The 23616-nt window shown below is 39.8% G+C and carries 27 protein-coding genes; 8 read left to right on the forward strand and 19 right to left on the reverse strand.

Annotated features, from left to right (window positions below; genetic code table 11):
* Positions 1-58: 58 nt before the first annotated feature.
* From atpA to znuA, 7 genes are all read right to left on the reverse strand, one after another.
* On the reverse strand, positions 59-1603 hold the full coding sequence (gene atpA / locus SOI76_RS17720; RefSeq protein ID WP_002114049.1) for a F0F1 ATP synthase subunit alpha: 1545 nt from the start codon (positions 1601-1603) through the stop codon (positions 59-61).
* Positions 1604-1649: 46 nt separating this feature from the next.
* The gene (gene atpH, locus SOI76_RS17725; RefSeq protein WP_002114070.1) at positions 1650-2186 is read right to left on the reverse strand and encodes a F0F1 ATP synthase subunit delta; all 537 of its coding nucleotides are present in this window, start codon (positions 2184-2186) and stop codon (positions 1650-1652) included.
* A 12-nt stretch (positions 2187-2198) separates the two neighbouring features.
* Complete coding sequence (gene atpF, locus SOI76_RS17730; protein WP_001024691.1) at positions 2199-2669, reverse strand: F0F1 ATP synthase subunit B; 471 nt, start codon at positions 2667-2669, stop codon at positions 2199-2201.
* A 38-nt stretch (positions 2670-2707) separates the two neighbouring features.
* On the reverse strand, positions 2708-2953 hold the full coding sequence (gene atpE / locus SOI76_RS17735; protein ID WP_000424060.1) for a F0F1 ATP synthase subunit C: 246 nt from the start codon (positions 2951-2953) through the stop codon (positions 2708-2710).
* Positions 2954-3037: 84 nt separating this feature from the next.
* Positions 3038-3913, reverse strand: a complete 876-nt coding sequence (gene atpB / locus SOI76_RS17740) for a F0F1 ATP synthase subunit A (RefSeq protein ID WP_002114072.1) — start codon at positions 3911-3913, stop codon at positions 3038-3040.
* Positions 3914-4017: 104 nt separating this feature from the next.
* Complete coding sequence (atpI, locus tag SOI76_RS17745) at positions 4018-4416, reverse strand: ATP synthase subunit I (RefSeq protein ID WP_002114124.1); 399 nt, start codon at positions 4414-4416, stop codon at positions 4018-4020.
* 170 nt (positions 4417-4586) lie between these two features.
* Positions 4587-5426 (reverse strand): metal ABC transporter solute-binding protein, Zn/Mn family, encoded by an 840-nt coding sequence (znuA, locus tag SOI76_RS17750; RefSeq protein WP_202745398.1) that lies wholly within the window; start codon positions 5424-5426, stop codon positions 4587-4589.
* A 127-nt stretch (positions 5427-5553) separates the two neighbouring features.
* On the opposite strand from znuA, the gene zur reads away from it, so the two are divergent.
* From zur to znuB, 3 genes are read left to right on the forward strand one after another with little or no spacing between them, the layout of a single operon-like run.
* Positions 5554-6051 carry a transcriptional repressor gene (gene zur, locus SOI76_RS17755; protein ID WP_205668469.1) on the forward strand — a complete coding sequence of 166 codons (498 nt, stop codon included), beginning with the start codon at positions 5554-5556 and terminating at the stop codon, positions 6049-6051.
* Positions 6024-6812 (forward strand): zinc ABC transporter ATP-binding protein ZnuC, encoded by a 789-nt coding sequence (znuC, locus tag SOI76_RS17760; RefSeq protein ID WP_104080466.1) that lies wholly within the window; start codon positions 6024-6026, stop codon positions 6810-6812. Before zur ends, znuC begins: the two co-directional genes overlap by 28 nt.
* Positions 6813-6815: 3 nt before the next feature.
* Entirely contained in the window at positions 6816-7625 is an 810-nt protein-coding gene (gene znuB, locus SOI76_RS17765; protein WP_104080465.1) for a zinc ABC transporter permease subunit ZnuB, read from the forward strand.
* Between the two features lies 1 nt (position 7626).
* On the opposite strand, the gene rhtB is transcribed toward znuB, so the two are convergent.
* Positions 7627-8253, reverse strand: a complete 627-nt coding sequence (rhtB, locus tag SOI76_RS17770) for a LysE family transporter (protein WP_104080464.1) — start codon at positions 8251-8253, stop codon at positions 7627-7629.
* A gap of 158 nt (positions 8254-8411) precedes the next feature.
* Here rhtB and SOI76_RS17775 point away from each other — a divergent pair, with 158 nt between their 5' ends.
* Complete coding sequence (locus tag SOI76_RS17775) at positions 8412-9332, forward strand: Dyp-type peroxidase (RefSeq protein ID WP_104080463.1); 921 nt, start codon at positions 8412-8414, stop codon at positions 9330-9332.
* A 45-nt stretch (positions 9333-9377) separates the two neighbouring features.
* On the opposite strand, the gene sfcA is transcribed toward SOI76_RS17775, so the two are convergent.
* Positions 9378-11075: an NAD-dependent malic enzyme gene (sfcA, locus tag SOI76_RS17780; protein WP_104080462.1), complete on the reverse strand. Its 1698-nt coding sequence runs from the start codon at positions 11073-11075 to the stop codon at positions 9378-9380.
* Positions 11076-11569: 494 nt separating this feature from the next.
* On the opposite strand from sfcA, the gene argS reads away from it, so the two are divergent.
* Positions 11570-13360 (forward strand): arginine--tRNA ligase, encoded by a 1791-nt coding sequence (argS, locus tag SOI76_RS17785; RefSeq protein ID WP_104080461.1) that lies wholly within the window; start codon positions 11570-11572, stop codon positions 13358-13360.
* A gap of 158 nt (positions 13361-13518) precedes the next feature.
* The gene (locus tag SOI76_RS17790) at positions 13519-14133 is read left to right on the forward strand and encodes an SPOR domain-containing protein (RefSeq protein WP_032055762.1); all 615 of its coding nucleotides are present in this window, start codon (positions 13519-13521) and stop codon (positions 14131-14133) included.
* A gap of 40 nt (positions 14134-14173) precedes the next feature.
* Here SOI76_RS17790 and SOI76_RS17795 read toward each other — a convergent pair whose 3' ends face one another.
* The 7 genes from SOI76_RS17795 to guaA all read right to left on the reverse strand — a co-directional run bounded on the left by SOI76_RS17795 (position 14174) and on the right by guaA (position 19475).
* A complete protein-coding gene (locus SOI76_RS17795; protein WP_032055761.1) occupies positions 14174-14842 on the reverse strand; it encodes a glutathione S-transferase family protein in 669 nt (222 codons plus the stop codon).
* Between the two features lie 113 nt (positions 14843-14955).
* A complete protein-coding gene (locus SOI76_RS17800; protein WP_009387662.1) occupies positions 14956-15363 on the reverse strand; it encodes an OsmC family protein in 408 nt (135 codons plus the stop codon).
* Positions 15360-16307 carry a pirin family protein gene (locus tag SOI76_RS17805; RefSeq protein WP_104080460.1) on the reverse strand — a complete coding sequence of 316 codons (948 nt, stop codon included), beginning with the start codon at positions 16305-16307 and terminating at the stop codon, positions 15360-15362. Before SOI76_RS17805 ends, SOI76_RS17800 begins: the two co-directional genes overlap by 4 nt.
* Before the next feature lie 158 nt (positions 16308-16465).
* Positions 16466-16771 (reverse strand): DUF3861 domain-containing protein, encoded by a 306-nt coding sequence (locus SOI76_RS17810; protein ID WP_002114086.1) that lies wholly within the window; start codon positions 16769-16771, stop codon positions 16466-16468.
* A gap of 21 nt (positions 16772-16792) precedes the next feature.
* Entirely contained in the window at positions 16793-17182 is a 390-nt protein-coding gene (locus SOI76_RS17815; RefSeq protein ID WP_104080459.1) for a Fur family transcriptional regulator, read from the reverse strand.
* Positions 17183-17195: 13 nt separating this feature from the next.
* Positions 17196-17723 (reverse strand): PadR family transcriptional regulator, encoded by a 528-nt coding sequence (locus tag SOI76_RS17820; protein ID WP_104080458.1) that lies wholly within the window; start codon positions 17721-17723, stop codon positions 17196-17198.
* Positions 17724-17906: 183 nt separating this feature from the next.
* The gene (gene guaA, locus SOI76_RS17825; protein ID WP_009387699.1) at positions 17907-19475 is read right to left on the reverse strand and encodes a glutamine-hydrolyzing GMP synthase; all 1569 of its coding nucleotides are present in this window, start codon (positions 19473-19475) and stop codon (positions 17907-17909) included.
* A 385-nt stretch (positions 19476-19860) separates the two neighbouring features.
* On the opposite strand from guaA, the gene SOI76_RS17830 reads away from it, so the two are divergent.
* A complete protein-coding gene (locus SOI76_RS17830; protein WP_171293237.1) occupies positions 19861-21078 on the forward strand; it encodes a DUF445 domain-containing protein in 1218 nt (405 codons plus the stop codon).
* 65 nt (positions 21079-21143) lie between these two features.
* Here SOI76_RS17830 and SOI76_RS17835 read toward each other — a convergent pair whose 3' ends face one another.
* Positions 21144-21581, reverse strand: coding sequence for a DoxX family protein (locus tag SOI76_RS17835; protein ID WP_002114126.1), 438 nt, complete (start codon positions 21579-21581; stop codon positions 21144-21146).
* 194 nt (positions 21582-21775) lie between these two features.
* Between SOI76_RS17835 and dedA the strand changes: the two genes are divergently transcribed.
* On the forward strand, positions 21776-22417 hold the full coding sequence (dedA, locus tag SOI76_RS17840; protein WP_104080456.1) for a DedA family protein: 642 nt from the start codon (positions 21776-21778) through the stop codon (positions 22415-22417).
* A gap of 7 nt (positions 22418-22424) precedes the next feature.
* Here the strand turns inward: dedA and SOI76_RS17845 are convergent, their stop codons facing one another.
* Both SOI76_RS17845 and SOI76_RS17850 read right to left on the reverse strand, forming a co-directional pair.
* Complete coding sequence (locus SOI76_RS17845) at positions 22425-23015, reverse strand: LysE family translocator (protein ID WP_104080455.1); 591 nt, start codon at positions 23013-23015, stop codon at positions 22425-22427.
* Positions 23016-23229: 214 nt separating this feature from the next.
* A complete protein-coding gene (locus SOI76_RS17850) occupies positions 23230-23616 on the reverse strand; it encodes a hypothetical protein (protein ID WP_002114091.1) in 387 nt (128 codons plus the stop codon).

Raw genomic sequence — 23616 nt, forward strand, 5'->3', positions numbered from 1 at the left:
AAAGCTCTTTCGAGCTTCCGAAGGTTGATCCGTGAACCAAACTTAACTAAAACTAAACTTAGTAAGTTTGAGTCGCTTTAAAGCTTTCAATACCTGCTTTGATTGCTGCTTCGATGTCTTTGTTGTAATCACCAGTTTCATCGATTTGTTTCATCAACGGAGCATATTCTGAGCGGAAGTAAGAAATTAACGCAGCATCAAAGTCTACGATTTTCTTAACTTCTACGTCAGCCATGTAGCCTTCGTTAGATGCATAAACAGAAACAGCTTGGTCAGCAATTGAGTAAGGAGCATATTGTTTTTGCTTCATTAACTCAGTTACACGTTGACCATGTTCAAGTTGCTTACGAGTTGCTTCGTCAAGGTCAGAAGCGAACTGAGCAAACGCAGCCAATTCACGGTATTGTGCTAAAGCAGTACGGATACCACCAGACAATTTTTTGATGATCTTAGTTTGAGCAGAACCACCAACACGAGATACAGAGATACCCGCGTTCACAGCAGGACGAATACCTGCGTTGAATAATGATGTTTCTAAGAAGATCTGACCGTCAGTAATCGAAATTACGTTCGTTGGTACGAATGCAGATACGTCACCTGCTTGAGTTTCAATAATTGGCAATGCAGTTAAAGAACCAGTTTGACCAGTTACTGCGCCATTAGTGAATTTCTCAACGTAGTCAGCAGATACACGAGAAGCACGTTCAAGAAGACGTGAGTGAAGATAGAATACGTCACCTGGATACGCTTCACGACCTGGTGGACGACGTAAAAGTAATGAAATTTGACGGTAAGCAACAGCTTGCTTAGACAAATCATCATAAATAATAAGAGCGTCTTCACCGCGGTCACGGAAGTATTCACCCATTGTACAGCCAGAGTACGGAGCTAAGTACTGCATTGCAGCAGGATCAGCAGCCGCAGCAGCGACAACAGTTGTATACGCCATAGCGCCAGTTTCTTCTAGCTTACGTACAACGTTTGCAATTGTTGATTGTTTTTGACCAATCGCAACGTATACACACTTAATGCCAGAGTTTTTCTGAGCGATAATCGCATCGATCGCCATCGCTGTTTTACCAGTTTGACGGTCACCGATGATCAACTCACGTTGGCCACGGCCAACAGGAATCATTGTATCAACTGATTTATAACCAGTTTGAACAGGTTCATCTACAGATTGACGCCAAATTACGCCTGGTGCTACTTTTTCAACAGCATCAGTTAATTTCGCATCAATTGGGCCTTTACCATCAATTGGGTTACCCAAAGCGTCGACAACACGGCCAAGAAGTTCAGGACCAACTGGAACTTCTAATACACGACCTGTACAACGAGCTTTTTGACCTTCTTGAAGGCTTAGGTAGTTACCTAAAACAACGGCACCCACTGAATCCTGTTCTAGGTTCAGTGCCATACCAAATAAGCCGCCGTCGAATTCGATCATTTCACCGTACATTGCATCAGCAAGACCGTGAATGCGCACGATACCGTCGGATACCATAACAATGGTACCTTCGTTTTTAGCGGTCGCGCTGGTGTCCAGATCTCCGATACGCTGTTTAATGAGCGCACTGATCTCGGATGGATTCAGTTGTTGCATTGCGCTATTCCTCAATCTTTTATTAGTTCAGTCTTCATCATTTGCATTATGCAAGAAGACGAGTACGCATTTTTTCAAGCTTGTTAAGCGCAGAATCATCTATCACTTGATCGCCTGCACGAATTACAACACCTGCAATAAGCTCAGGTTTAACTTCAACTGAAACAGTTACTGTGCTGTTAAAACGCTTTTCTAAAGCAGATTTCAACAGTTGCTCTTGTTCAGCAGTTAACGGGAAAGCCGATTCAATCACGACATCCACATTGTTGTTATTCTGTGATTTAAGCTGTTCATATTCTGCTTCAATTTCAGGTAACAACATTAAACGATCGTTATCTGCAAGAAGTGTCAAAAAGTTAGACACTGCTTGAGATTGATCTTCACCTAAAACTTTAGCAAAAAGCTTCACTTGCTCCGCAGGAGTAAGTTCAGGGCGATTTAAATAAGCGGAAAATGCTTCGTCTTGCACCGCAGCACTGAGCACTTGTAACGCATTCGACCAATTGTCTGTTGCACCTTGCTCAGAAGCATAAGCAAATGCTGCTTTGGCATACGGACGTGCCAACGTCAAGAGTTCAGCCATAATTCGCCTCGCTTAAAGTTTAGCAGCCAGCTGAGACAGCATGGCGTTATGAGCTTCTGCATCAACTTGCTGGTTCAGGATTTTTTCTGCACCAGTTACTGCCAAAGCAGCTACTTGTTGACGTAATTCTTCGCGAGCAGAATTGATTTCTTGATCAACAGCTTCTTTAGCCTGTTGACGAATACGCTCACCTTCAGCCGCAGCTTGAGTACGAGCTTCTTCGATCAATTGCGCTGCACGACGGTTCGCTTGTTCGATCAATTGAGCCGCTTGTGCTTTAGCTGCATCAAGTTCTTGCTTAACTTGCGCTTGTGCATCGGCAAGGTCAGCTTTCGCTTTTTCTGCTGCATTTAAGCCATCAGCGATTTTACGCTGACGCTCACTAATCGCATTGATTAGTGGTGGCCAAACAAACTTCATGCAGAATGCAACAAAGAATGCAAACGCAATCGCTTGACCAATCAATGTGAGGTTGATATTCATTGCAATTCCTCAAATAGTGGATTTAGGAATTAAGATGATTAACCTACAAATGGATTAGCGAAGATGAAGAACAAGCCAATACCAACACCGATCATAGGCACAGCATCAAGAAGACCCGCGATTAAGAACATACGAGTTTGAAGTTGTGGAGCCAATTCTGGTTGACGAGCAACAGCTTCTAAAAAGCGACCACCCAAAAGACCAAAACCAATCGCAGTACCCAAAGCACCGAAAGCGATCAAGATAGCAGATGCAATTGCAACTAGACCTAAAGTGAGTTCCATGAAAAATTCCTCAGAGGTTAGGTTATTACCAAATTAAATTAAAAAAATTCAGCCCAACCATCATTTGATAGTTAGGCAATACCATTAATGTTTTTCGCTTGCCATGCTCAAGTAAACGATGGTAAGCATCATAAAGATGAATGCCTGCAACGTGATTACAAGAATGTGGAAGATCGCCCAAGGCACAGACAACGCCCATTGAATCCAGAACGGCAATAAAGCAATTAGGATAAAGATCAACTCACCGGCATACATGTTACCGAATAGTCGGAGAGCTAATGAAATCGGACGAGCAAGGAATGTTACCAATTCCAAAATCAAGTTCACTGGAATAAGCAACGCTTTTGCAACTGGATTACTTGGGTTAAATGGGTTAAGTGCCAACTCGCCAACGAAACCACCAACACCCTTTTCGCGGATGCTGTAGAACAAGATAAGTACAAATACAGATAAAGACATACCTAAAGTAATGTTTGGATCTGTAGATGGAACGATCTTGAAGTAAACGTGGTGAGGGTCCATACCAAATACGTTTGCACCTACAAACGCTGCAACTTGAGGAATCCAGTCAACTGGAATCAAGTCCATTAAGTTCATGAGGAAAATCCACACGAAAATAGTGAGTGCAAGCGGAGCGATTAAACGTGATTTGCCATGAAAAGTATCACGGACACTTGAGTCAACAAACTCAATGATCATTTCGATTGCAGACTGGAATTTAGTTGGAACACCTGCATTTGCAGCTTTCGCAACGATCCAGAACATCAAACAGAAAATCACACCAAGGCCAATTGACCAACCCATTGAATCCAAGTGAATTGCAGTGAACCCCATCGAATGAGCTTCTTCAGCAGTCTCAGCCAATTTCCATGTACCGTCTGGCATTTTGCCATAGGTCATATTGGTCAAGTGATGCTTGATATACTCTGTCGAAGTGAGGGCATGTTCTTCAGCAGCCATAAATCACACCTGGTCAATGTCAATTACTAAAAAGAAGGGAAACGAACATCGGCGTACTGTCGATATCTCGCCACCCTCCAAAAAATCTTCAATTCTTCTTGTTTCTACACCCGTTTTTGTAGACGTGACACCCAGAATGGAGCGACCCACGACATTGCCTGAACGAGAATAAAACCAAACAACAATGCTAACGGTGATAAAGGTTTAACATTGCTCAAAATCAAAATAAATCCAACGATCATGATCGCAAATTTGCCTAACATGCCCCTATACATGTTAGACAGCACTTGTTTTGATGCTCGTGCACCTGCTGTTCTGAAGGATTGCCACGAAAAATAACTCGTCGCAAGCCAGCAGACCAACGCGCCAAGTGCCGCACTTAATGCTGCTGTCATGTCTTTTATGCTCCACGCTACAAGAGCGGAAACAGGGATCATACATGCTTGTAAGAAGACCAAAGCTTTTGCTAATCGTCGGTCAATCAAGCGACTAGTTTGGCTCATTATTTATCCACTCACAGCATAAATGCTTGACAAGTTTAGCTGATGATCGCTTTTAATCGCAGGCATTATAGAGTTACACCCCTGAACATGCAATCTTTTCCCGACTTTAGTCGGGGTTTTTCATGACAGGTGGTGCTGACGCTACAGTCAGCCTTTGTTTATTTTTTATGTTACTTTTGCGTACTTAATACACATTTATCAGTTTTTATTGCCAGTTTCTTCCATGCAGTGACGAAATCATCCTCATTATTCATGCTCTCGTCTACTGGCTGAAAAGTAATGTTACCTAATTTTTGATATTGATTCTTAGTGGTAAAACTTTCTGCCAATAAACACATCTGAGTTTTTGGTCGGCTATCATTAAGATACTTAATTTGAGCTGCTGTTGGTGCAACGTGAGGATCATCTGTTAAAGCACCAGCGAACTTTAAGTTTAGTGAACGTTCTAAATATTGATAGGCATCATGATATGCCCAATACGGTTTGCCATTACTTGAACTATCGTAAGCTTGTGCTGCCTGGAACATTTTACGGGCAAACACATTGGCGTTATTCCAGTACTTTGCCTTATTTTCAGGGTGTTGCTGAGAGCGCAAAGCAGCAATAAAGAAACCAATTCGAACTGCATTGTTGGGCTCTAACCACACATGTGTATCTATTGTGTTAGGTAAAGCTGCACCACGTGTACTGCGCTGAGGCAAAACAGAAACGATGCCGCTATCTAATAAGGCAATTGCTTTCTTATTATTACCTAGCAATTTATTTAGAGGTGCTTCATGGGCCTTACCCAACCAAATCACCAAAGAAGCATCATTAATTGCTTTACGATGCGCTGGGGTTAATTGTACGTCATGCCCAGTTTGTCCCTTTAATAAGAGTTGTGGTTCTTCAACCCCTTGAGTGACTTCTTTTGCAATCAGATAAATCGGGTGCGTAGAAACCACCAAACCCTGACTCCACCCTAACGTACTCAAAAGAGAGAACATACTGAAAACAAAAAAACGGAACATGACAGACCATCAATTTAAATTAGCTCGAAGCATGTTATAATATAACAAAGTTACAAAAATACCTAAGATTAATCGAATGAAGCATCGCTTCATGCTAATATTCCGTTAAAAATTCGAGGTTATCCCTATGAGTTCCTGCTCGCATGAACATCATGATTCTTTGCATGGTGTGCATGATCACCATAATGTCGCAAGCCGTTTAGCTGAAGCAGAAAGTTTATGTTCTGCGACTGGCGCACGCCTTACACCTTTGCGCAAAGAAGTTCTGGAACTCATTTTAAATGCATCGGGTCCAATGGGTGCCTATGACTTATTGGCACGTATAAAAAGTCAAACCGATCGCCCTGCTGCGCCTCCAACTGTATATAGAACTTTAGATTTCTTATTAGAAAAAGGCCTCATTCACCGCCTAACTTCTATTAATGCGTATATACCTTGCTGCCACCCGCGTGAAGGTCATCAAGCAGCGTTCCTGATTTGTACTGAATGCCATATGGTTAAAGAAGCATCTTCACAAGGTCTGACTCAACAACTCGACCAGCTTGCAGCTTCAGATGACTTCGTGGCTCAACACAGCATTATTGAAATTTCGGGGAAATGCCAACAGTGCCGCACAACTCCTTAAATTCTGTATTAATTCAGCTTGAGCAGGTTTCTGTTCATCGTGATGATCGGGATATATTAAAGAAAGTTGATTTTGCCCTACATCAAAATGAAATTGTGTCTTTAATTGGACCCAATGGTGCAGGTAAATCAACACTGATTAAAGTTCTACTCGGTATTCTTCAGCCAAGTAGCGGGCGTGTTATTAATCATAAAAAACTTAAAATGGCTTATGTGCCACAAAAGTTTAATCCTTCACACAGCCTTCCTTTACGTGTTCAGGACCTTCTTGATTTAGAAAAATGTAGCCCTGCCCTGCGTCAGGAAATTATTCAAGACACAGGTATTTCAAAGTTACAACAATCAAAAGTACAACAACTTTCAGGTGGAGAACGCCAAAGAGTACTATTGGCTCGTGCACTGCTTCGTCAGCCAGATATTTTAGTTCTTGATGAACCCATGCAAGGCCTAGATATTCAGTCAGAAGCGGAACTTTATGATTATGTTCGCAGTCTGCCAGAACGATATGGTTGCGCGATCTTAATTGTTTCTCATGACTTACAATGGGTGATGCAAGGAACACACCGTGTAGTGTGTTTAAATAAACATATTTGCTGTAGTGGACTACCCGAAAATATCCAACAACACCCTGAATATCAGGCAATATTTGGAACTCAAAGGGTTTTCTATCAACATCATCATGACCATTGTGCTCACGGTGATGCTGCACACCCCTGCCCTCATAATGACCGTCCTCACATTCACCCAGAACCGGAAGCTTAAGCCATGATGGAATGGTTACAATTATTGTTACCCGCATGGATTATGGGAACTCTGCTAGTATTTTTAACCGCACCTCTGGGTTGTTTGATGCTTTGGAGACGCATGTCTTTTTTTGCTGACACGATGGCGCACGGAACACTACTTGGGGTAGCTATTGCGGGAGCTTTAAGTCTTCCATTATGGCTTGGTGTTGCAGGTACAGCGGCTTTATTGGTAGGCGTTTTATGGGCTTTACATGACAACCGTTTACCCAATGATGCTCTGCTAGCCTTATGTTCAGCAACATTACTCTGTAGTGGCTTACTATTCATTCAACATGTTCCAAGTTTAAGACCAGAGCTTTTAAGTTATTTGTTTGGTGATTTACTTAGTATTGATTGGCCAGATCTTCCTGTTTTCACTTTAATTATTGCGATATCACTCGTAATTCTTTACCGTTTTTGGCAGCCACAAATACAGTTTGCAATTGATCCAGATATCGCAATTAGTGAAGGGGTGAATGCAAACTGGCAACGCCTTATTTTTATGCTGTTATTAGCCTTATTTACAGTTTTAGCTTTGCGTGCCGTAGGTTCTTTGCTAATGGGCGCATTACTCGTAATACCAGCCTTAAGCGCTCGTCTATTAGCAAACTCACCAAAGCAAATGGTTATTTGGGCATTCGTGTTAGCCCAGCTCGGTGTTAGTGTCGGTTTATGGTCAAGTGCAGCACTTAATATCTCTACAGGTCTTAGTATTGTTTTATGTATGGCATTAAGTTTTGCTGTTATTTTTATAACTCAAAAACTAAAAAATCAGACACAGACGACCTAAACTAGGCCGTCTGATGAACTGTGCTCAATAATAAAGCCGCACAGCTAAACATCACAGCAAAGCCCCGATTTAAATATTTTTGCTGTCTAGGGGATCGAAGTAATCTTAAAACCTTTGATGCAAGCCCCGTATATCCAGCCATTACAATCAAATCAATTGTAATCATAGTGGCCGCCATAATTAGATATTGTATCCATTGAGGTTTACTCAAATCTAAAAACTGCGGTAAAACTGCCAATAAAAATACGATTGCTTTAGGATTACTAATATTGACCACAAAACCATTTAATAGCAGAGCTAAAGCAGACTTATCTCTTTTTTCTTGTTGAATTTCTATATCTTTTACAGGTGCTGTCCACTGCAAATAGGCCAAATACAATAAATAGGCTACACCGAACCACTTAACGGCCTGAAAAGCTAAAGGAGTCGTTGCAAATAAGACCCCGACACCTGCGGCCACCACCATAATTTGAAGCACTAGGGCAACTTGCAAACCGATTGCATTCCAGTAACCATGTCTAAATCCATAGTTTAGACCACTCGACATTGAGGCAATAGCTCCCGCACCCGGAGAGATACTAATAACCCAACAGGCCAACATATAGGCAAACCAAACTTGCAAAGACATAGTAAAAATAGACAATAAAAGTGGAATTATACTGTTTTATAAAACTATATTGATGAGAATTCAAACAATAAAATCAAGAAATAGACTACTAACCGCTCTTCGCATCAGGCACAATAATTAAAGCTCATACTAAATTATAATTGAGGAGATACCTTGCAATGACTGCTCAATCTGTCATTTTGCCGTTGCCATCAGATCATGCCCGTTTTATTGTTCTTCGTTTAAAAGACTTATCAATTGATGAATTAAAAGAACAACTCGAAGCGTTGTTTGAAACACGCGACCGTCTCATTACTCAGCATTCAGACGCGCAAATTAAAACAGCAGTCGCTTTTGGTCCAGAACTTTGGAAGCAACTTTACAGTCAATCTCCTGCTGGCTTTAAACAACTTGAACCAGAAAACGGCGCATTCAATATGCCAGTTGTACCTGCTGATGTCCTCATCCATATTGCTAGTATGCGTTCTGATATTTGTTTTGCATTAAGCCAAGCATTTTTTGAAGGTATTAAAGATAAAGTTGAAGTTCTTGATGAGCGTGTTTGCTTCCGCTATTTTGATGGCCGAGATATTACAGGCTTTATAGACGGTACAGAAAACCCTCAATTTCCAGAGGACCGCGCAGAAACAGCCCTATTGCCAGAAAGCGCGGGAGTTTTTACGGATGGCAGTTTCATTTTCGCGCAGCGTTATGCACACGACTTAGAAAAATGGAAAAAACTAAAAGTTGATGCTCAAGAAAATATCATGGGTCGTACTAAGCTTGAGTCAATTGAACTTGATGATGATGTTAAACCAGAAAATGCCCATGTCGCCCGTACTGTTGTTGAAGATGATGAAGGCGAAGAAATGGAAATCTTGCGCCATAGTCTGCCTTATGGTGACGGCCGAGGTGATCAAGGTTTATTTTTCATTGCCTACACCAAGGACCTGAACATTATTGATGCCATGCTAAAACGTATGTTCGGTACAAGTGGAGATGGTATCCATGATCGCCTATTGCATTTCGTGACACCACTAGACGGTGCATATTACTTTGCACCTAGTGAAGAATTGCTAGAAGAAGTTTTAGAAGGTTAAAAATAAAAAAGAGGAGCTTAAGCTCCTCTTTTTACGTTCTCAACCTTAGAAAGGAATACGCTTATATTTGCGATATTCAGGTTTCCAGAATGATTGATCAATTTTTTGCTGTAGTAAATCATCACTAATCGTTACAGCCACGCCATCTGCCATGGCAGCTTTCGCAACTTCAAATGCGATCACTTTAGAGACTTGCTGAATTTCCCCTAAAGGTGGTAATAAATCAGCTTGCGGATCTTTTAGTAATGGCGAGCAATTCGCTAAAGCACTACTTGAAGCCATTAACATATTTTCAGTAACGCGTTTAGCACCCGATGCCACTACCCCCAAGCCAATGCCCGGGAAAATGTACGAGTTATTACACTGAGAAATATTATAAAGCTTACCGTGGTGATTCACAGGAGCAAACGGACTACCTGTTGCAATTAATGCTCTACCTTCAGTCCACTCCACAATATCTGCTGGTACTGCTTCAACACGTGAAGTTGGATTAGACAATGGCATGACAATTGGGCGCTCACAATTCGCTGCCATGGTCTTAATAATCTCTTCTGTGAACAGACCTGGTTGACCAGAAACGCCAATTAACACTGTAGGCTTAGCATTTTTAACAACATCAAGGAGTGAAATCACTTCTTCAATATTGCCCCACTGATCAACCACCTCAGCTTTTTGCGCCAATTTTCGTTGGAAGTCTAATAAGTTCGGCTGATTTTCAGTAATCAAACCAAAACGATCCACCATATAAACGCGTGCACGTGCTTCAGAATCAGTCAGACCTTCAGCAACCATTTGTGCAACGATTTGCTCGGCAATACCGCATCCTGCCGAACCCGCGCCTAAGAAAGCAATTATTTGATCTTTTAATTGCTTGCCTGCTGCACGACTTGCAGCAATCAAACTACCTACGGATACCGCTGCTGTTCCTTGAATATCATCGTTAAAACAACAAATTTTATCGCGATATTTTTCTAAAAGTGGCATCGCATTTTTTTGTGCGAAATCTTCAAACTGAATTAATGCTTTTGGCCAACGACGCTTTACAGCTTCAATCACCATATCTACAAATGCGTAATATTCATCACCACTAATACGTGGCTGACGCCAACCCATATAGATCGGATCATTTAACAATTGTGGATTATTCGTCCCTACATCAATTGTGATTGGCAATGTATAGGCTGGGCTAATTCCACCACAAGCGGTGTAAAGTGAAAGTTTCCCAATAGGAATACCCATGCCACCAATACCTTGGTCACCAAGACCTAAGATACGTTCACCATCAGTAATAACGATCACTTTTACATTATTTTTATTTACGTTTTGCAAAATATCATCAATCACATCACGATCTGGATATGAAATAAAAACACCACGATGACGACGATAGATATCAGAGAAACGCTGACATGCTTCACCCACTGTTGGGGTGTAAATAATCGGCATCATTTCTTCAAGATGATTTTCGATTAGATGATAGAACAAGGTTTCGTTGGTATCTTGGATATTACGCAAATAGATATGTCGATTGATATCATCAGTAAAAGCGCAATATTGCTGATAAGAGCGCTGGCTCTGCTCTTCAATAGTTTCAATAATATGGGGGAGTAAACCGTGTAAGTTAAAGTTACTTCTTTCTTCTTCAGTGAAAGCCGAACCTTTATTTAAGAGTGGTAACTCTAAAAGTGTAAAACCTGCATATGGAATATAAAGGGGATGTTTACTTGGGTGTCCTGATATCATTGCCTATCTCATTTTCCAGCTTAGAGTAGAGAAAAACATGTTTTGCATGGTCTCTAAAACTCTTTGTGCGTATAAGCTTAAGCCTAATTCGATCAAAATAGATATTTTAAACCGTGATGTTAAAATTGAACACTATTTAGTTAAAACATGTTTAAAAATAAATAATAAAAATCAGTATGTTAATATTTTTATTATTTTAAAAATTTCTTTTATTTTCTCAACTTTAAAAGACATAATTATATGATTTAGCGGCAATAGGTATTTCCTCAGGAAATAATATTAAATTAAACACGTAATTTATTCACAAAAACTGCCCAGAAGGCTTGTAAATCTTTATTCTCAGAATAATAAGGCGATTCATCAACCAACATTCATTTAAAAAATAATCATCAGTAATTTGCATAAAGAATTATTGGAATATTAAATCCCCTCCCCTAAGTCATCGGAAATTTGCTATATTTGACGTTTTTCTGCGACATCTATTTTCGATTGATATGAATACGGCAATACAAGCAGCTCTCGACCATGCAGTGCAAACTCTTCAACAAGAAGGGGTGCTTCCTTCCGACTGGAAAAACACAAGCAATTTAACACGCACCAAAGACCGAAGCCATGGCGACTTTGCTTCTAATATTGCCATGATCGGCTCGAAAGCTGCTGGTATGAAACCACGCGATTTAGCTGAGAAAGTTCTAGCTGCATTACCGGAAGTGGCAGATATCAGTAAAGCTGAAATCGCAGGACCTGGATTTATTAACTTCTTTTTAAATGCAGACCAGCGCTTTGCTATTCTTGATCAAATTCAAGCACAAAAAGAAATTTTTGGTCGTAGCCAAGCAAATGCAGCGAAAAAAATTCAAGTCGAATTTGTTTCTGCAAACCCAACGTCTAGCCTACACGTAGGTCATGGTCGTGGTGCGGCATACGGTATGACTGTTGCTAATTTACTTGAAGCAACAGGTGCTAAAGTTGACCGCGAATACTACGTGAATGATGCTGGCCGTCAAATGGATATTTTGGCGACTTCTACTTATTTACGTTATTTGGAACTACTTGGACAAAACCTTGTATTCCCTAAAAATGCATATCAAGGCGATTACGTTAAAGAAATCGCACAAGGCATTATTGATAAAGATGGCGATGCTTACGTTCGTGAAGTTGCAAATGTCTATAAAGACGTACCAGAAGATGTGCAATATGCTGAAGAGCTAGATAGCGAAGGCAACAAAGTTGTGTTATCTGGTGATAAAGAAAAGCATATTGATGGCCTTATTGCCAACTCACAACAATTGTTAGGTGAAGGCTACCGCGTATTCCATCAAGCTGCACTTCATGCCATTTTAGATGATATTAAAGATGACCTTGCTGACTTTGGTGTAACGTTCAACCAATGGTTTAGTGAAGCATCTCTCAGCGCGAAAATTGATGAAGCTTTAGAAACACTTGATCAACGTGGCTTCCTTTATGAAAAAGATGGCAACATCTGGTTTAAATCGACTGAATTTGGTGATGAAAAAGACCGTGTTGTTAAGCGTCGTAATGGCCAAACGACTTACTTTGCATCTGACATTGCATACCACTTAAATAAACTACAACGTGGTTATACTGACCTAATCGATATTTGGGGTTCTGACCACCACGGCTATATTTCCCGCGTAAAAGCGGCAATTGATGCGATGGGTTACGACTCTAAAAAATTAACAGTTCTTTTAGTTCAGTTCGTAAGTTTGTGGCGTGGTGGCGAGATGGTACAAATGTCTTCTCGTTCAGGTCAATTCGTGACTTTACGTGACTTGCGTAAAGAAGTAGGCAACGACGCAGCTCGTTTCTACTATGTAATGCGTAAGAGCGAACAACACATTGACTTTGACCTTGACCTTGCTGTGTCACAAAGTAAAGACAATGCTGTGTACTATATTCAATATGCACATGCACGTATTTGCCGCATGTTAGAAAAAGCAGCAAGCACAAACTTACAATTCGATGTAAACACTGCTCGCCCACATGCAGCACGCTTGTCTCTTGATGCAGAAACCGAGATTCTTGCTAAACTGGCAGCTTATCCAGATGCAGTGTTGCGAGCGGCAAATGCCTATGAACCACACCAAGTTGGTAATTACTTAAAAGAGTTAGCTGCCCTGTTCCACGGTTGGTACAATGAACATAAAGTATTAAGCGATGATGCAGAGCTTACACAAGCCCGTTTATTGCTTTCAATCAATGTACAACAAGTACTTCGTAATGGTTTAGAATTACTTGGTGTATCTGCACCAGAATCTATGTAATAAATATATTGCATGACAGCAAATTAAAGGTCATGCAATATATAGTAAGCGGTGGTTTGTAGAGTTAAAATATCGATACAAACCACTGTTTTTTAGCATCGTAAGACGAGACTCAAACTCGAATTAAAAAACAATCAAAATACAGAGGAATAATCCACGTGTTTGGCAAAACGCAACGCGGTGTATCTGAAAGACCTAATAAGCCTAAAAAGCCCCTAATTCCCAAATGGTTAGGGACACTTGTCGCTATTTTGGCGGTCTTATGTATCGCTGTAATGCTTATGCTTTGGAAACCTTGGCAACCTGTTCCTGCGAAAAATCAGATTACTTCTGAACATTATCAAGAAGAAGATACCAACAAAGACTATCGCTTCTATGACCTATTGCCTCAACAACAGGTTACCCCTATTCCTGAACAAGCAATCCCTGAAAGTAAAAATCAAGGCACTGCTATGATCGTTGAGGCACCAAGTACCACTCAACCAGCTGCCTCTGAAAGTGTAGGAATTGATCCTAATCAATCAGCTACAATTCCTCAGCAACCTACCTATATTTTACAAGTTCGTAGTTATAACGATCCTGATCAGGCGGATGCTCGCCGTGCAGAAATCATTTTAAATGGCTTATCTGCTGATGTAGTCAAAAGTACTGAAAATGGGCAAACATGGTATCGCGTTATTTCCGGACCGTATGATACTCAAGACGCTGCCTTAGCTGCTCAGCAGACCTTACAACACAGCGGCATTGATTCTATTGTGATCAAACGCAAGTAAAGTACAAATAAAAAAGGAACAAATATTTGTTCCTTTTCTTTTAAATATCAGCACAATTCCTTTCATTGGAACCAATTCCCTTTTGTCTCGCTTTTTGAAACGCAGGTCTTTGCTGAATACGGTGTAAAAAAGCTTGAATATGAGGGTATTTACCCTGTAAGCGTGATTGTAAAGCTTCCAATGGAAAGCTCATTTGAACATCAGCAAATGAAAAATCACCTGCGAAATATTCATGCTCAGCCAAATAGTTTTCTAAAAAGCTAATATGATCTTTCATACGTGGGCGAACAAAATTTGCCTTTACCCCTTCCGTGATTTTTTTAGCTACTGGTTGAATTAACCATGGCACATGCTTGTTTACATTATTCATGACCAAAGTCATGACTAATAACGGCATAAGTGAACCTTCTGCATAGTGCATCCAGTAAATATACTGCTGTAAATCTTGAGGTTTTGTAGGTTTAAATTGTTGCTTCTGATCATAACGCTGCTGTAAATATTCTAAAATCACAGCAGATTCTGCGATGACTTGTTCATCATCAGTCAAAATCGGAGCTTTGCCTAATGGGTGAATACATTTCAATGTTTCTGGGGCAGAGTAGTTAGGTAAGCGTTGATAATAATGAATATCATAATCTAAGCCCAACTCTTCTAAAGCCCATAAAATTCGAAACGATCGCGAACATTCCAGGTGGTGCACACTAATCATGTTATTGCCTGCTTTTATTTTTCTTTTTTACATAAAAAACAGCATGTGAACATGCTGTTTTATTCCATTTGTGGGATGGATATAAAATCATCCACCTCAACAAAATAGCATTATTATGCTGTAACAAGCACAGTATGAATGTCTAAACTACGTAACAAAGTTTTAGTGACTGGGGTTTTACCACACACCAACAAGATTTTTTGTTGAAGTTCTTCATCTGGCAAGTCTTTAAAAACAATACGACGCTCAATATGTTCTTCATGCTCTCTATTGGTATGGAAATCGATTTCAACCGAAAACTCACCAAAATCATAACCCTTATGCTTTGCGTACATTCTTAAAGTAATGAGCGTACACGCGGCTAAACTTCCAGTGAGCAAATCATATGGCGCCGGACCTTGGTCTTGCCCTTCTAGCTTCTCTGGCTCATCACAAAAATATTGATGGCGACCACTGGTGATTTCGCCCTTCCATTGTTCGGCAAGGGGCTTTGCTTTACTGCTTGCGATTACTGCTGTCATTTTGATGCTCTCATTTGATCTGGAAGAACAGGGGCTTCTAAACGCGCACCTACATAATCTGGGATTTCACCAAAACGTGCATCATGGTTAATCCATTGCTCGCGGGCTTCTTTTAAATCATCCATTGTACGTGCAACAAAGTTCCACCATAGCAAGATCGGTGTTTCAAACGGTTCACCACCAATTAATAAAATCCGATTGCCTTTTTTTACTTCAATCTCGATTTCACTAAGACCCGTATCTAATACTACCATGTTGTCAGCAGTTAACTCATGACCATTCACATGAGCACTACCCTCAAGCGCCATAAAACCATATTCATAATTAGGATTTAATAGAATGCGGGTTTTAGTATCTTCGGTAGCAATTAAGTCAACACCCACTAATGGTGTATGTACCAAGACCGGAGAAATCGTTGCCAAATATTCACCCACAAGCACGGTAAATTCTAGACCGTCTTTCTCAACAACAGGCAGTTCAGGATAATGTTCAAATTTCGGATCCATGTTGCGCTTAGCATCTGGTAAAGCAATCCAGAGCTGCGCAGCGTGCATTTGAGTTTCAGTATCAGGTGCAACTTCTGTATGTGAAATTCCGTGTCCCGCTGTCATTAAGTTCACTTGCTTAGGTCGAATAAGTTGTTTTGAACCCAAGCTATCGGTATGCATCATCGTGCCTTCAATCATCCACGTGAAGGTTTGCAAACCAATATGAGGATGAGGACCAACATCTAAACCATCACCCGCCGGAAAAGTTACTGGGCCCGCATGATCTAGGAAACACCACGCACCAATCATTCGTTTTTGTCGGCTAGGTAAAGCCCGCTTAATGACTGTCCCCTGTCCAATTTCAGCAGAGCGAATTGGAAATTCCTGAATAAACTGATTGGCAAATTTTTCGCAATCCTTTGAATCAGAAATATCGTAATCATTATTATTGCTCATGATATTACTCTCTTTTACCTATGCTTTTGCAATGAGTTGTTCTAATGATCTTAACAATACACTCATTATTCAATATAGTCTTTTAGTAATACACAGGGTGCTATGAATGAGACAATCAAAGTTTTTAATTACAGAAAATTAAAGCTGCATTGAGTAGCTTAAGATGATTGAGTTTTAACGAGCTGTTTTAGGTTCTTCATAAATTGACCAAATTGTGGGAGAAACTCTTGAAATAGTGGGTGGTCACGGTTTTCAAGCATAACCTCACTAAAAAGTTTTAGCCCAACTCCAAAGGATTTTGTTGTTTCATCATCAAAAAAATCTGCTTTTTTTAAGCGTTCAACAATTTCAAAAATATCATCATGATTTCCTGCATAGAATTCAAGGCGTTCAGTATAGGTTGAGGCTTCTCCTTTTGCATTTTTTAAGTGTTGTACCGTGACATGATATTGATGTTGTTTCATTTATAAATTCTCTCTTAAAAATTAATAATTTTGAATAATTTCAACCTGCTTAAGGTCGACTTGAAACTGTGCAAATACTGCTTGTAAAGACGCTAAAAATTCCTCTTGTTTAGCCGCGGTTAAATCTGTACAGCGAATTTGCAATAATTGATTATTTTCGACTGAGGGCAAATTAAATTTAGCTTCGTCCCATTTTGGTTGAAGATTTGAAATTAAACCCGCTCCCGCTAGGTCGTTTACTACCCGATAGACTGTAGCTAAACTTAATTTCTGTTTTTGGACGTATAGCTTTTGGTAAATCTGTTTAACAGTCAGATCTTCTGCTTGTTGTTGAATTACAGATAAAACAGCAAGTCTTGGATGAGTGACTTTTAGGCCCGCTTCTTTAATTTTATGCTCTAGTTCTAACATTGCTTTTCCCAATTTATAATCGCCCAATCGCAACCGCAGCTTGATCAATTTTTTCGGCAATTTGATAAATTTGCTCTTGTTGTAAAGCTGTCGAGTTCAACTTCAAACGTAAAGCAGTTTTTAGGTTTTCCATTGCACGGTGAATTTCAATTAATTCATCTTTACTTTGAATTTCACGTCTAAGGCGTAATTTTTCTAATAGCTCAATTAACTTGTCTTGCTGTTCAGTTAAATAAGCTTCTCCAAGTTCCGTGATTTGATATTGCTTACGCTCTACATCTAGCAAATTAATCAAATTCATTTCTTCGAGACTGGTTAATGTTGGATAAATTGTTCCTGCACTTGGCGTATAGCCATCACCCACCACATCACTTATTTCTTTAATGATTTCATAACCATGCTTAGGGCTTTGCTGAATAAGATGAAGTACCAAAAGTTTCATACGGCCAGCTTCAAAAAGCCTCCCACGACGCCCCGAATGGTGATGGCCGCGATGATGTTCGCTGTGTTCAGCATGATGATGTTCTGATTGTTGTTTCATCGTTTAAAATCCAAAGTGATCAATTTATAATTATTAAGATATATCTTAATATATCTTTTATCAAGAATAAGTATTAAGAATAGATTTATCATTTTGATAATTATTAAAATTAATTTTAGTCTTTAAAAGTTAAGCAATAAAAAAGGACGCTAACGCGTCCTTTTTACAAAAACTAGAGGAAAATTATTCCCACTCAATCGTTGCTGGTGGTTTAGATGACACGTCATATACAACACGTGATACATCTTTAATTTCATTCATAATACGCGTAGAGATTTTATCAACTAATTCGTATGGTAAATGCGCAAAACGGGCTGTCATAAAGTCAACTGTTTCAACTGCACGAAGTGCAATCACCCATGCATAACGACGACCATCACCTACTACACCCACTGACTTAACTGGTTGGAACACAGCAAATGCTTGAGCAGTTTTATCATACCAACCACTGTCGCGAAGCTCTTGCATGAAGATGTCATCAGCAAGACGAAGAATATCTGCATATTCTTTTTTCACTTCACCCAGAATACGAACACCTAAACCAGGGCCCGGGAATGGATGACGGTAAATCATGCTGTGTGGCAAGCCAAGTGTAGTACCTAATTTACGTACTTCATCTTTAAACAAGTCACGTAAAGGTTCTACTAATTCAAATTCTAAATCGTCTGGTAAACCACCCACGTTGTGGTGAGACTTAATAACGTGCGCTTTACCTTGTTTACTTGCAGCAGATTCGATTACGTCTGGGTAAATCGTACCTTGTGCCAAGAATTTTACGCCATCAAGTTTACGTGCTTCTTCAGCAAATACTTCGATGAATTCACGACCAATGATTTTACGTTTTTTCTCTGGATCAACTTCACCAGCCAATGCAGTTAAGAAACGTTGTTCAGCATCTGCACGAATAACACGGATACCCATGTTTTCAGCAAACATTTGCATCACTTGATCGCCTTCGTTTAAACGAAGTAAACCATTATCAACAAATACACATGTTAACTGGTCGCCAATTGCTTTATGTAAAAGCGCAGCAACGACAGACGAGTCAACACCACCAGAAAGGCCTAAAAGAACTTTTTCATCACCGATTTGTTCACGTAATTGCTCTACGCGTAAATCAATGATGTGTTCAGGTGTCCAAAGACCACCGCATCCACAGATTTTATGAACAAAGTTTGCAAGTAACTCTTCACCTTTTGCCGTGTGTGTTACTTCTGGGTGGAATTGCACGCCATAGAAACGACGCGCTTCATCACTTACAGCAGCAACTGGACAGCTTGGTGTGCTTGCAGTAATGGTAAAGCCTTCTGGAATCTGGCTAACTTTATCGCCATGACTCATCCAAACATGAAGTTGGTTTTCACGGTCTTGTAAGTTACCAATCAGTTGGTCGCGTTTAACGATATCAACTTCGGCATAACCAAACTCATGTACAGTACCTGGCTCAACTTTACCGCCCAACTGTTCAGACATGGTTTGCAGGCCATAGCAAATACCCAATACTGGAACGCCTAACTCAAACACTACTTGTGGTGCGCGAGGGCTGCCTTCTTCATGTACGCTCTCAGGTCCACCTGACAAAATAATGCCATTTGGCTTAAAAGCGCGAATGTCTTCTTCAGACATATCAAAAGCATACATTTCAGAGTAAACACCAGCTTCACGTACACGACGTGCAATCAGCTGACTATATTGAGAGCCGAAATCCAGAATCAGGATACGATCTTCAGTAATTTGAGTATTGGTAGTCATGACAAACCACTAAATGGCAAAAGAATTAAGCGCGCCATTTTAACATTTTTCGCGCTTCGGCGCACCGCAAATCATCATATATCTTATTTTTTTCATATCAGAATCATTTCTATAATTGGATTGTTTGATATAAATCAAAATTTACTTATATTTATCAAATGTATGGGTTACGCTTAAAAACTCCATGTGTATTGATAAATTCATCACATTCTATGCAACATCGCCTTGAATTTGATGTTAAGATGAGCCGATAAAACAGGCATTACCATGGAAAGGTAAATACCATAAGCGATATTTGTCTGTGCTTAAACAATTATCCATTTTTATGGCTTGTTGCCCCCTATCAAAATCAATAGAAATCTAAGGAACAACAATGCTTCAAACTATGATTGCAGATTTCCAGCAACATTTTTGGTTGTATGTCTCTATTCCTTTTATGAGTGGTTTAATTGGCTATATCACCAAGGTGGTTGCCATCCAGATGATGTTTTCACCACTTGAATTTAAAGGTATTAAACCCTTTCTGGGTTGGCAAGGCATTGTGCCTCGCAAAGCAGAGAAAATGGCAACCATTGCTGTTGAGCTCATGACAGCAAAGCTGATTAAACCTGAAGAAATTTTTGCACGCCTAGATCCTAAACGTATTGCCAAAGAAATAGAAAAACCTCTACTTGCAGCGGCTGAAGATATTACCCGTGACGTTGCTCAAGAGTATCAGCCCGGTTTATGGGAAGGCATGCCAGAATTTGCTCGCCAAAGACTCATCCGTCGTGTGCAATCTAAAGCACCCGAAATCGTTGAACACATCATGAGCGAAGTACAGCGTGATGTGAATCGATACTTTGATATTAAAAATTTAGTTATCAGCAACTTGCTTAAAGATAAACGTTTACTCAACAATATTTTTAAACGTGTAGGGAAACAAGAATTTAAATTTTTCAGTAATGTAGGTTTCGTATTTGGCTTCGGCATCGGTGTGATTCAGATGCTGTGCTGGATTGTCACTCAAGGAAAATATCCCTGGATGCTACCTTTGTTTGGTGGTTTTGTGGGTTTCTTCAGTGACTGGATTGCACTGCAAATGATGTTTAGACCACTTTATCCTAAAAAGATATTGGGTTACACATGGCAAGGCCTGTTTATTAAACGTCAAAATGAAGTTGCAGCTGACTATGCAGCTTTAATTTCCAAACAGCTTTTAACTTCACGTCACATGATGGAAGAGTTATTTTCTGGTACACATTCTGCGCGTGTTATTGATCTAGTTAACCGCCATGTCAAACAAGAAATTGATATGCAAGCTGGGGTTATTCGTCCGTTAGTTGTATATGCAATTGGCGGAGAAAAATATCAGAATATGAAATCACAAGTTGCTGAACGTATTATGCAACAGCTGCCAGAGACGATGAAATATGTAGAGTCTTATGCAGAAGATGCTATGAATATTCGTAGCACACTCATTGAGCGTATGCAGAAATTAACCCCTTCTGAATTTGAAGGGATGTTACGTCCAGCATTTAAAGAAGATGAATGGGCGTTGATTGCAGTGGGTGCAGTGCTTGGTTTCGTGGTTGGGGAATTGCAAATCCAATTTATGCTCTAATTTTTAAAATAAAGAAATAAAAAAACCGGATAAATTGCTCATCCGGTTTTATTTTGTCTTATATCTTATTTTTCGATTGCATGATCTAAACTAATACGACCAGCACCATGAAGCATCAGAAAGAATAAACCGCCTGCCATAGCTAAGTTTTTCATAAAATGGATGCCATTGTTATATTGTGCCGCTGCATCAGCTCCACCTTGGTGGAACAAGAATGCAGTTAAAATACTAAAGATACCGAGACCAAAAGCTGCAAAGCGAGCTTGGAAACCAAACAATAAGGCTAAACCACCACCAAACTCAACCAAGATAACTAATGGGAGAATCCCACCTGGTACACCCATTGCTTCCATATATCCTGCGGTTGCTGCATAACCGGTAATTTTCCCCCAACCAGCAACAAGGAAGATATAAGCCATAAGAAGACGAGCAATAAGGCTAATAAAACTGTCCGCGCCTGATTGCGTTACGATATTTTTGACCACTACATTTGGATTAAACATTTTGCCACCTTTATTTAAATGCTTATTTATTGATGAGCTCATTCTAGGTTTGGGACATTGATAATTAAATACTCAAAATCCATATATATCGTTGCACAAACAGGATGATCAATTTGTATATTTTTGATGTTTTATACTGACATTCTATAGGCTCACTGCTAGGATTTGAGCACGGTTTACCACTTAAACATCTCATGGAACTTCTTGATTTTATTCTACACGTTGATCAACATCTCGCCGAGTTTATTACAAATTACGGGACATGGATTTATGGCATTTTATTTTTAATTATCTTTGTCGAAACCGGTTTAGTGGTCATGCCGTTTTTACCGGGCGATAGTTTGTTATTCGCAGCTGGTGCTTTAGCAGCCTCTACTGGTGCGATGGATCCATGGTTGTTGGGGGCTCTACTCTTCATTGCTGCGGTTTTAGGCGATACGGTGAACTACCATATTGGGCGTTTTATCGGTCCACGTGTTTTCGAAATGAATTCTAGATTCATTAATAAGCAACATTTAATTAAAACTCAAGAATTCTTTGCTCGTCATGGTGGCAAGACAATTATTTTTGCTCGTTTCGTTCCATTTGCCCGTACCTTTGCACCTTTTGTTGCTGGTGCTGGCAGCATGAACTATAAGTTTTTCCTTACTTATAATGTGATCGGAGCATTTTGTTGGGTCGCTTCTTTTGTGGCTTTGGGTTATCTATTTGGAAATATGCCAATCGTTAAAGACAACTTCACTCATCTTATTTTTGGCATCATCATTGTTAGCGTTTTACCGGGTATCATCGGCTTTATTCGTGAAAAACTAAAAAATCGAAAAGCCAACGTTTGAGAATGATTTAGAAAAAACGGAATACCACTGGAAGCATACATAAAATGAGTAACATAGCCGATCCTTTATATAAATGATCGGCTTTTATTTTTTGCATTGAACCCGTCAATAGAGCACGTCCAAAAATCATCCAGAAACTCGCTGCAGGAATAAGATTTAAAGTAAAAGCGGCAAAAACCATAAGAAAATTTTCAGGCGAATTCCATGTTTCAGCTGGGAAAATACCTGCAGCAAATAGTAAAGATTTCGGATTTCTCAAAGTTGAGAAGAATAATTGACGTGGGCGAATGTTACGGTGGGTTTGGCTAAATTGTTGTAAATGATTGGTTTTCCATAAACGGAATGCCATCCAGAACACATATGCCACACTTGTAATATGTAAAATGAGCAATAACGCAGGCCAAACTGGTGCTGCCAAATGAATGAATACAGCCCAAAAGCTAATACCATAGGCATAGCCTAACCATTCCATTGGAATAAGCCAAAATGCTTTAGATAAACCTTGAGAATGAGCAGCGGTTGCAAGTAAAGCATTTGTCGGCCCCGGAATGAGCAAAACAGCCAACATTGCCAATACAAAAAACCAACTCTCAATCATAAAGTTTCCATAATATCCAAGATGGGGCCACCTTAAACGAAACAGGCAAAATATAGCAAGTTTATGAAGTTTTTTGATTACAGAAAATGCAGGTTTTTAGAAGCTTAAAAATGAATAACTGATTTATTTATATTGATTTTATTATGAAACATTTTGCTAAACTTTATTCATCACAACATGCTTTTATTAGCATATTGTGATGTCAAATTGGCTATTAATTCGTCTTTTTCCGAACAATAATTGGACAATTCTTGAACTGAGCAGCCTGAACAATCGCTTCTTGTTGACCTAAAACACGAGAAAGTTCGGTGTTCTTCGTTGAAGAAGATTGCCCCATATTTACAGAAATAGAAGGCCCGAATCCCCAACCGCCTCGTCCCCAGCCACCACCGAGTCCGAGACCAACACCCATACCTGTACTTTTTGGAGTTTGCACGCCATTGTCGATATATTGCTGAATACGGTTATATTCACTTTGTAACTGTTGGCAGCTCAAAGATTGATATTGTGTTGGAGACACATAAGTCGGTTTTACCGTTGTAGCACAAGCGCCAAGCAGTAAAGTGGCTGCCACCAAAGGCGCAATATATAAGCCTTTCAT

This window comes from Acinetobacter pittii (assembly GCF_034064985.1).
Classification (GTDB): domain Bacteria; phylum Pseudomonadota; class Gammaproteobacteria; order Pseudomonadales; family Moraxellaceae; genus Acinetobacter; species Acinetobacter pittii_H.

Bases quoted from the DNA above. Each gene is read 5' to 3' on its own strand.
- SOI76_RS17795 (WP_032055761.1), bottom strand. From the start codon at position 14,842: ATGATTAGTGTGCACCACCTGGAATGTTCGCGATCGTTTCGAATTTTA.
- atpE (WP_000424060.1), bottom strand. From the start codon at position 2,953: ATGGAACTCACTTTAGGTCTAGTTGCAATTGCATCTGCTATCTTGATC.
- SOI76_RS17775 (WP_104080463.1), top strand. From the start codon at position 8,412: ATGACTGCTCAATCTGTCATTTTGCCGTTGCCATCAGATCATGCCCGT.
- atpI (WP_002114124.1), bottom strand. From the start codon at position 4,416: ATGAGCCAAACTAGTCGCTTGATTGACCGACGATTAGCAAAAGCTTTG.
- SOI76_RS17835 (WP_002114126.1), bottom strand. From the start codon at position 21,581: ATGTTTAATCCAAATGTAGTGGTCAAAAATATCGTAACGCAATCAGGC.
- atpF (WP_001024691.1), bottom strand. From the start codon at position 2,669: ATGAATATCAACCTCACATTGATTGGTCAAGCGATTGCGTTTGCATTC.
- SOI76_RS17845 (WP_104080455.1), bottom strand. From the start codon at position 23,015: ATGATTGAGAGTTGGTTTTTTGTATTGGCAATGTTGGCTGTTTTGCTC.
- sfcA (WP_104080462.1), bottom strand. From the start codon at position 11,075: ATGATATCAGGACACCCAAGTAAACATCCCCTTTATATTCCATATGCA.
- SOI76_RS17800 (WP_009387662.1), bottom strand. From the start codon at position 15,363: ATGACAGCAGTAATCGCAAGCAGTAAAGCAAAGCCCCTTGCCGAACAA.
- SOI76_RS17805 (WP_104080460.1), bottom strand. From the start codon at position 16,307: ATGAGCAATAATAATGATTACGATATTTCTGATTCAAAGGATTGCGAA.
- SOI76_RS17850 (WP_002114091.1), bottom strand. From the start codon at position 23,616: ATGAAAGGCTTATATATTGCGCCTTTGGTGGCAGCCACTTTACTGCTT.
- atpA (WP_002114049.1), bottom strand. From the start codon at position 1,603: ATGCAACAACTGAATCCATCCGAGATCAGTGCGCTCATTAAACAGCGT.
- zur (WP_205668469.1), top strand. From the start codon at position 5,554: ATGAGTTCCTGCTCGCATGAACATCATGATTCTTTGCATGGTGTGCAT.
- SOI76_RS17815 (WP_104080459.1), bottom strand. From the start codon at position 17,182: ATGTTAGAACTAGAGCATAAAATTAAAGAAGCGGGCCTAAAAGTCACT.
- atpH (WP_002114070.1), bottom strand. From the start codon at position 2,186: ATGGCTGAACTCTTGACGTTGGCACGTCCGTATGCCAAAGCAGCATTT.
- argS (WP_104080461.1), top strand. From the start codon at position 11,570: ATGAATACGGCAATACAAGCAGCTCTCGACCATGCAGTGCAAACTCTT.
- znuA (WP_202745398.1), bottom strand. From the start codon at position 5,426: ATGTTCCGTTTTTTTGTTTTCAGTATGTTCTCTCTTTTGAGTACGTTA.
- znuB (WP_104080465.1), top strand. From the start codon at position 6,816: ATGATGGAATGGTTACAATTATTGTTACCCGCATGGATTATGGGAACT.
- SOI76_RS17830 (WP_171293237.1), top strand. From the start codon at position 19,861: ATGATTGCAGATTTCCAGCAACATTTTTGGTTGTATGTCTCTATTCCT.
- SOI76_RS17810 (WP_002114086.1), bottom strand. From the start codon at position 16,771: ATGAAACAACATCAATATCATGTCACGGTACAACACTTAAAAAATGCA.
- guaA (WP_009387699.1), bottom strand. From the start codon at position 19,475: ATGACTACCAATACTCAAATTACTGAAGATCGTATCCTGATTCTGGAT.
- atpB (WP_002114072.1), bottom strand. From the start codon at position 3,913: ATGGCTGCTGAAGAACATGCCCTCACTTCGACAGAGTATATCAAGCAT.
- dedA (WP_104080456.1), top strand. From the start codon at position 21,776: ATGGAACTTCTTGATTTTATTCTACACGTTGATCAACATCTCGCCGAG.
- znuC (WP_104080466.1), top strand. From the start codon at position 6,024: ATGCCAACAGTGCCGCACAACTCCTTAAATTCTGTATTAATTCAGCTT.
- SOI76_RS17820 (WP_104080458.1), bottom strand. From the start codon at position 17,723: ATGAAACAACAATCAGAACATCATCATGCTGAACACAGCGAACATCAT.
- rhtB (WP_104080464.1), bottom strand. From the start codon at position 8,253: ATGTCTTTGCAAGTTTGGTTTGCCTATATGTTGGCCTGTTGGGTTATT.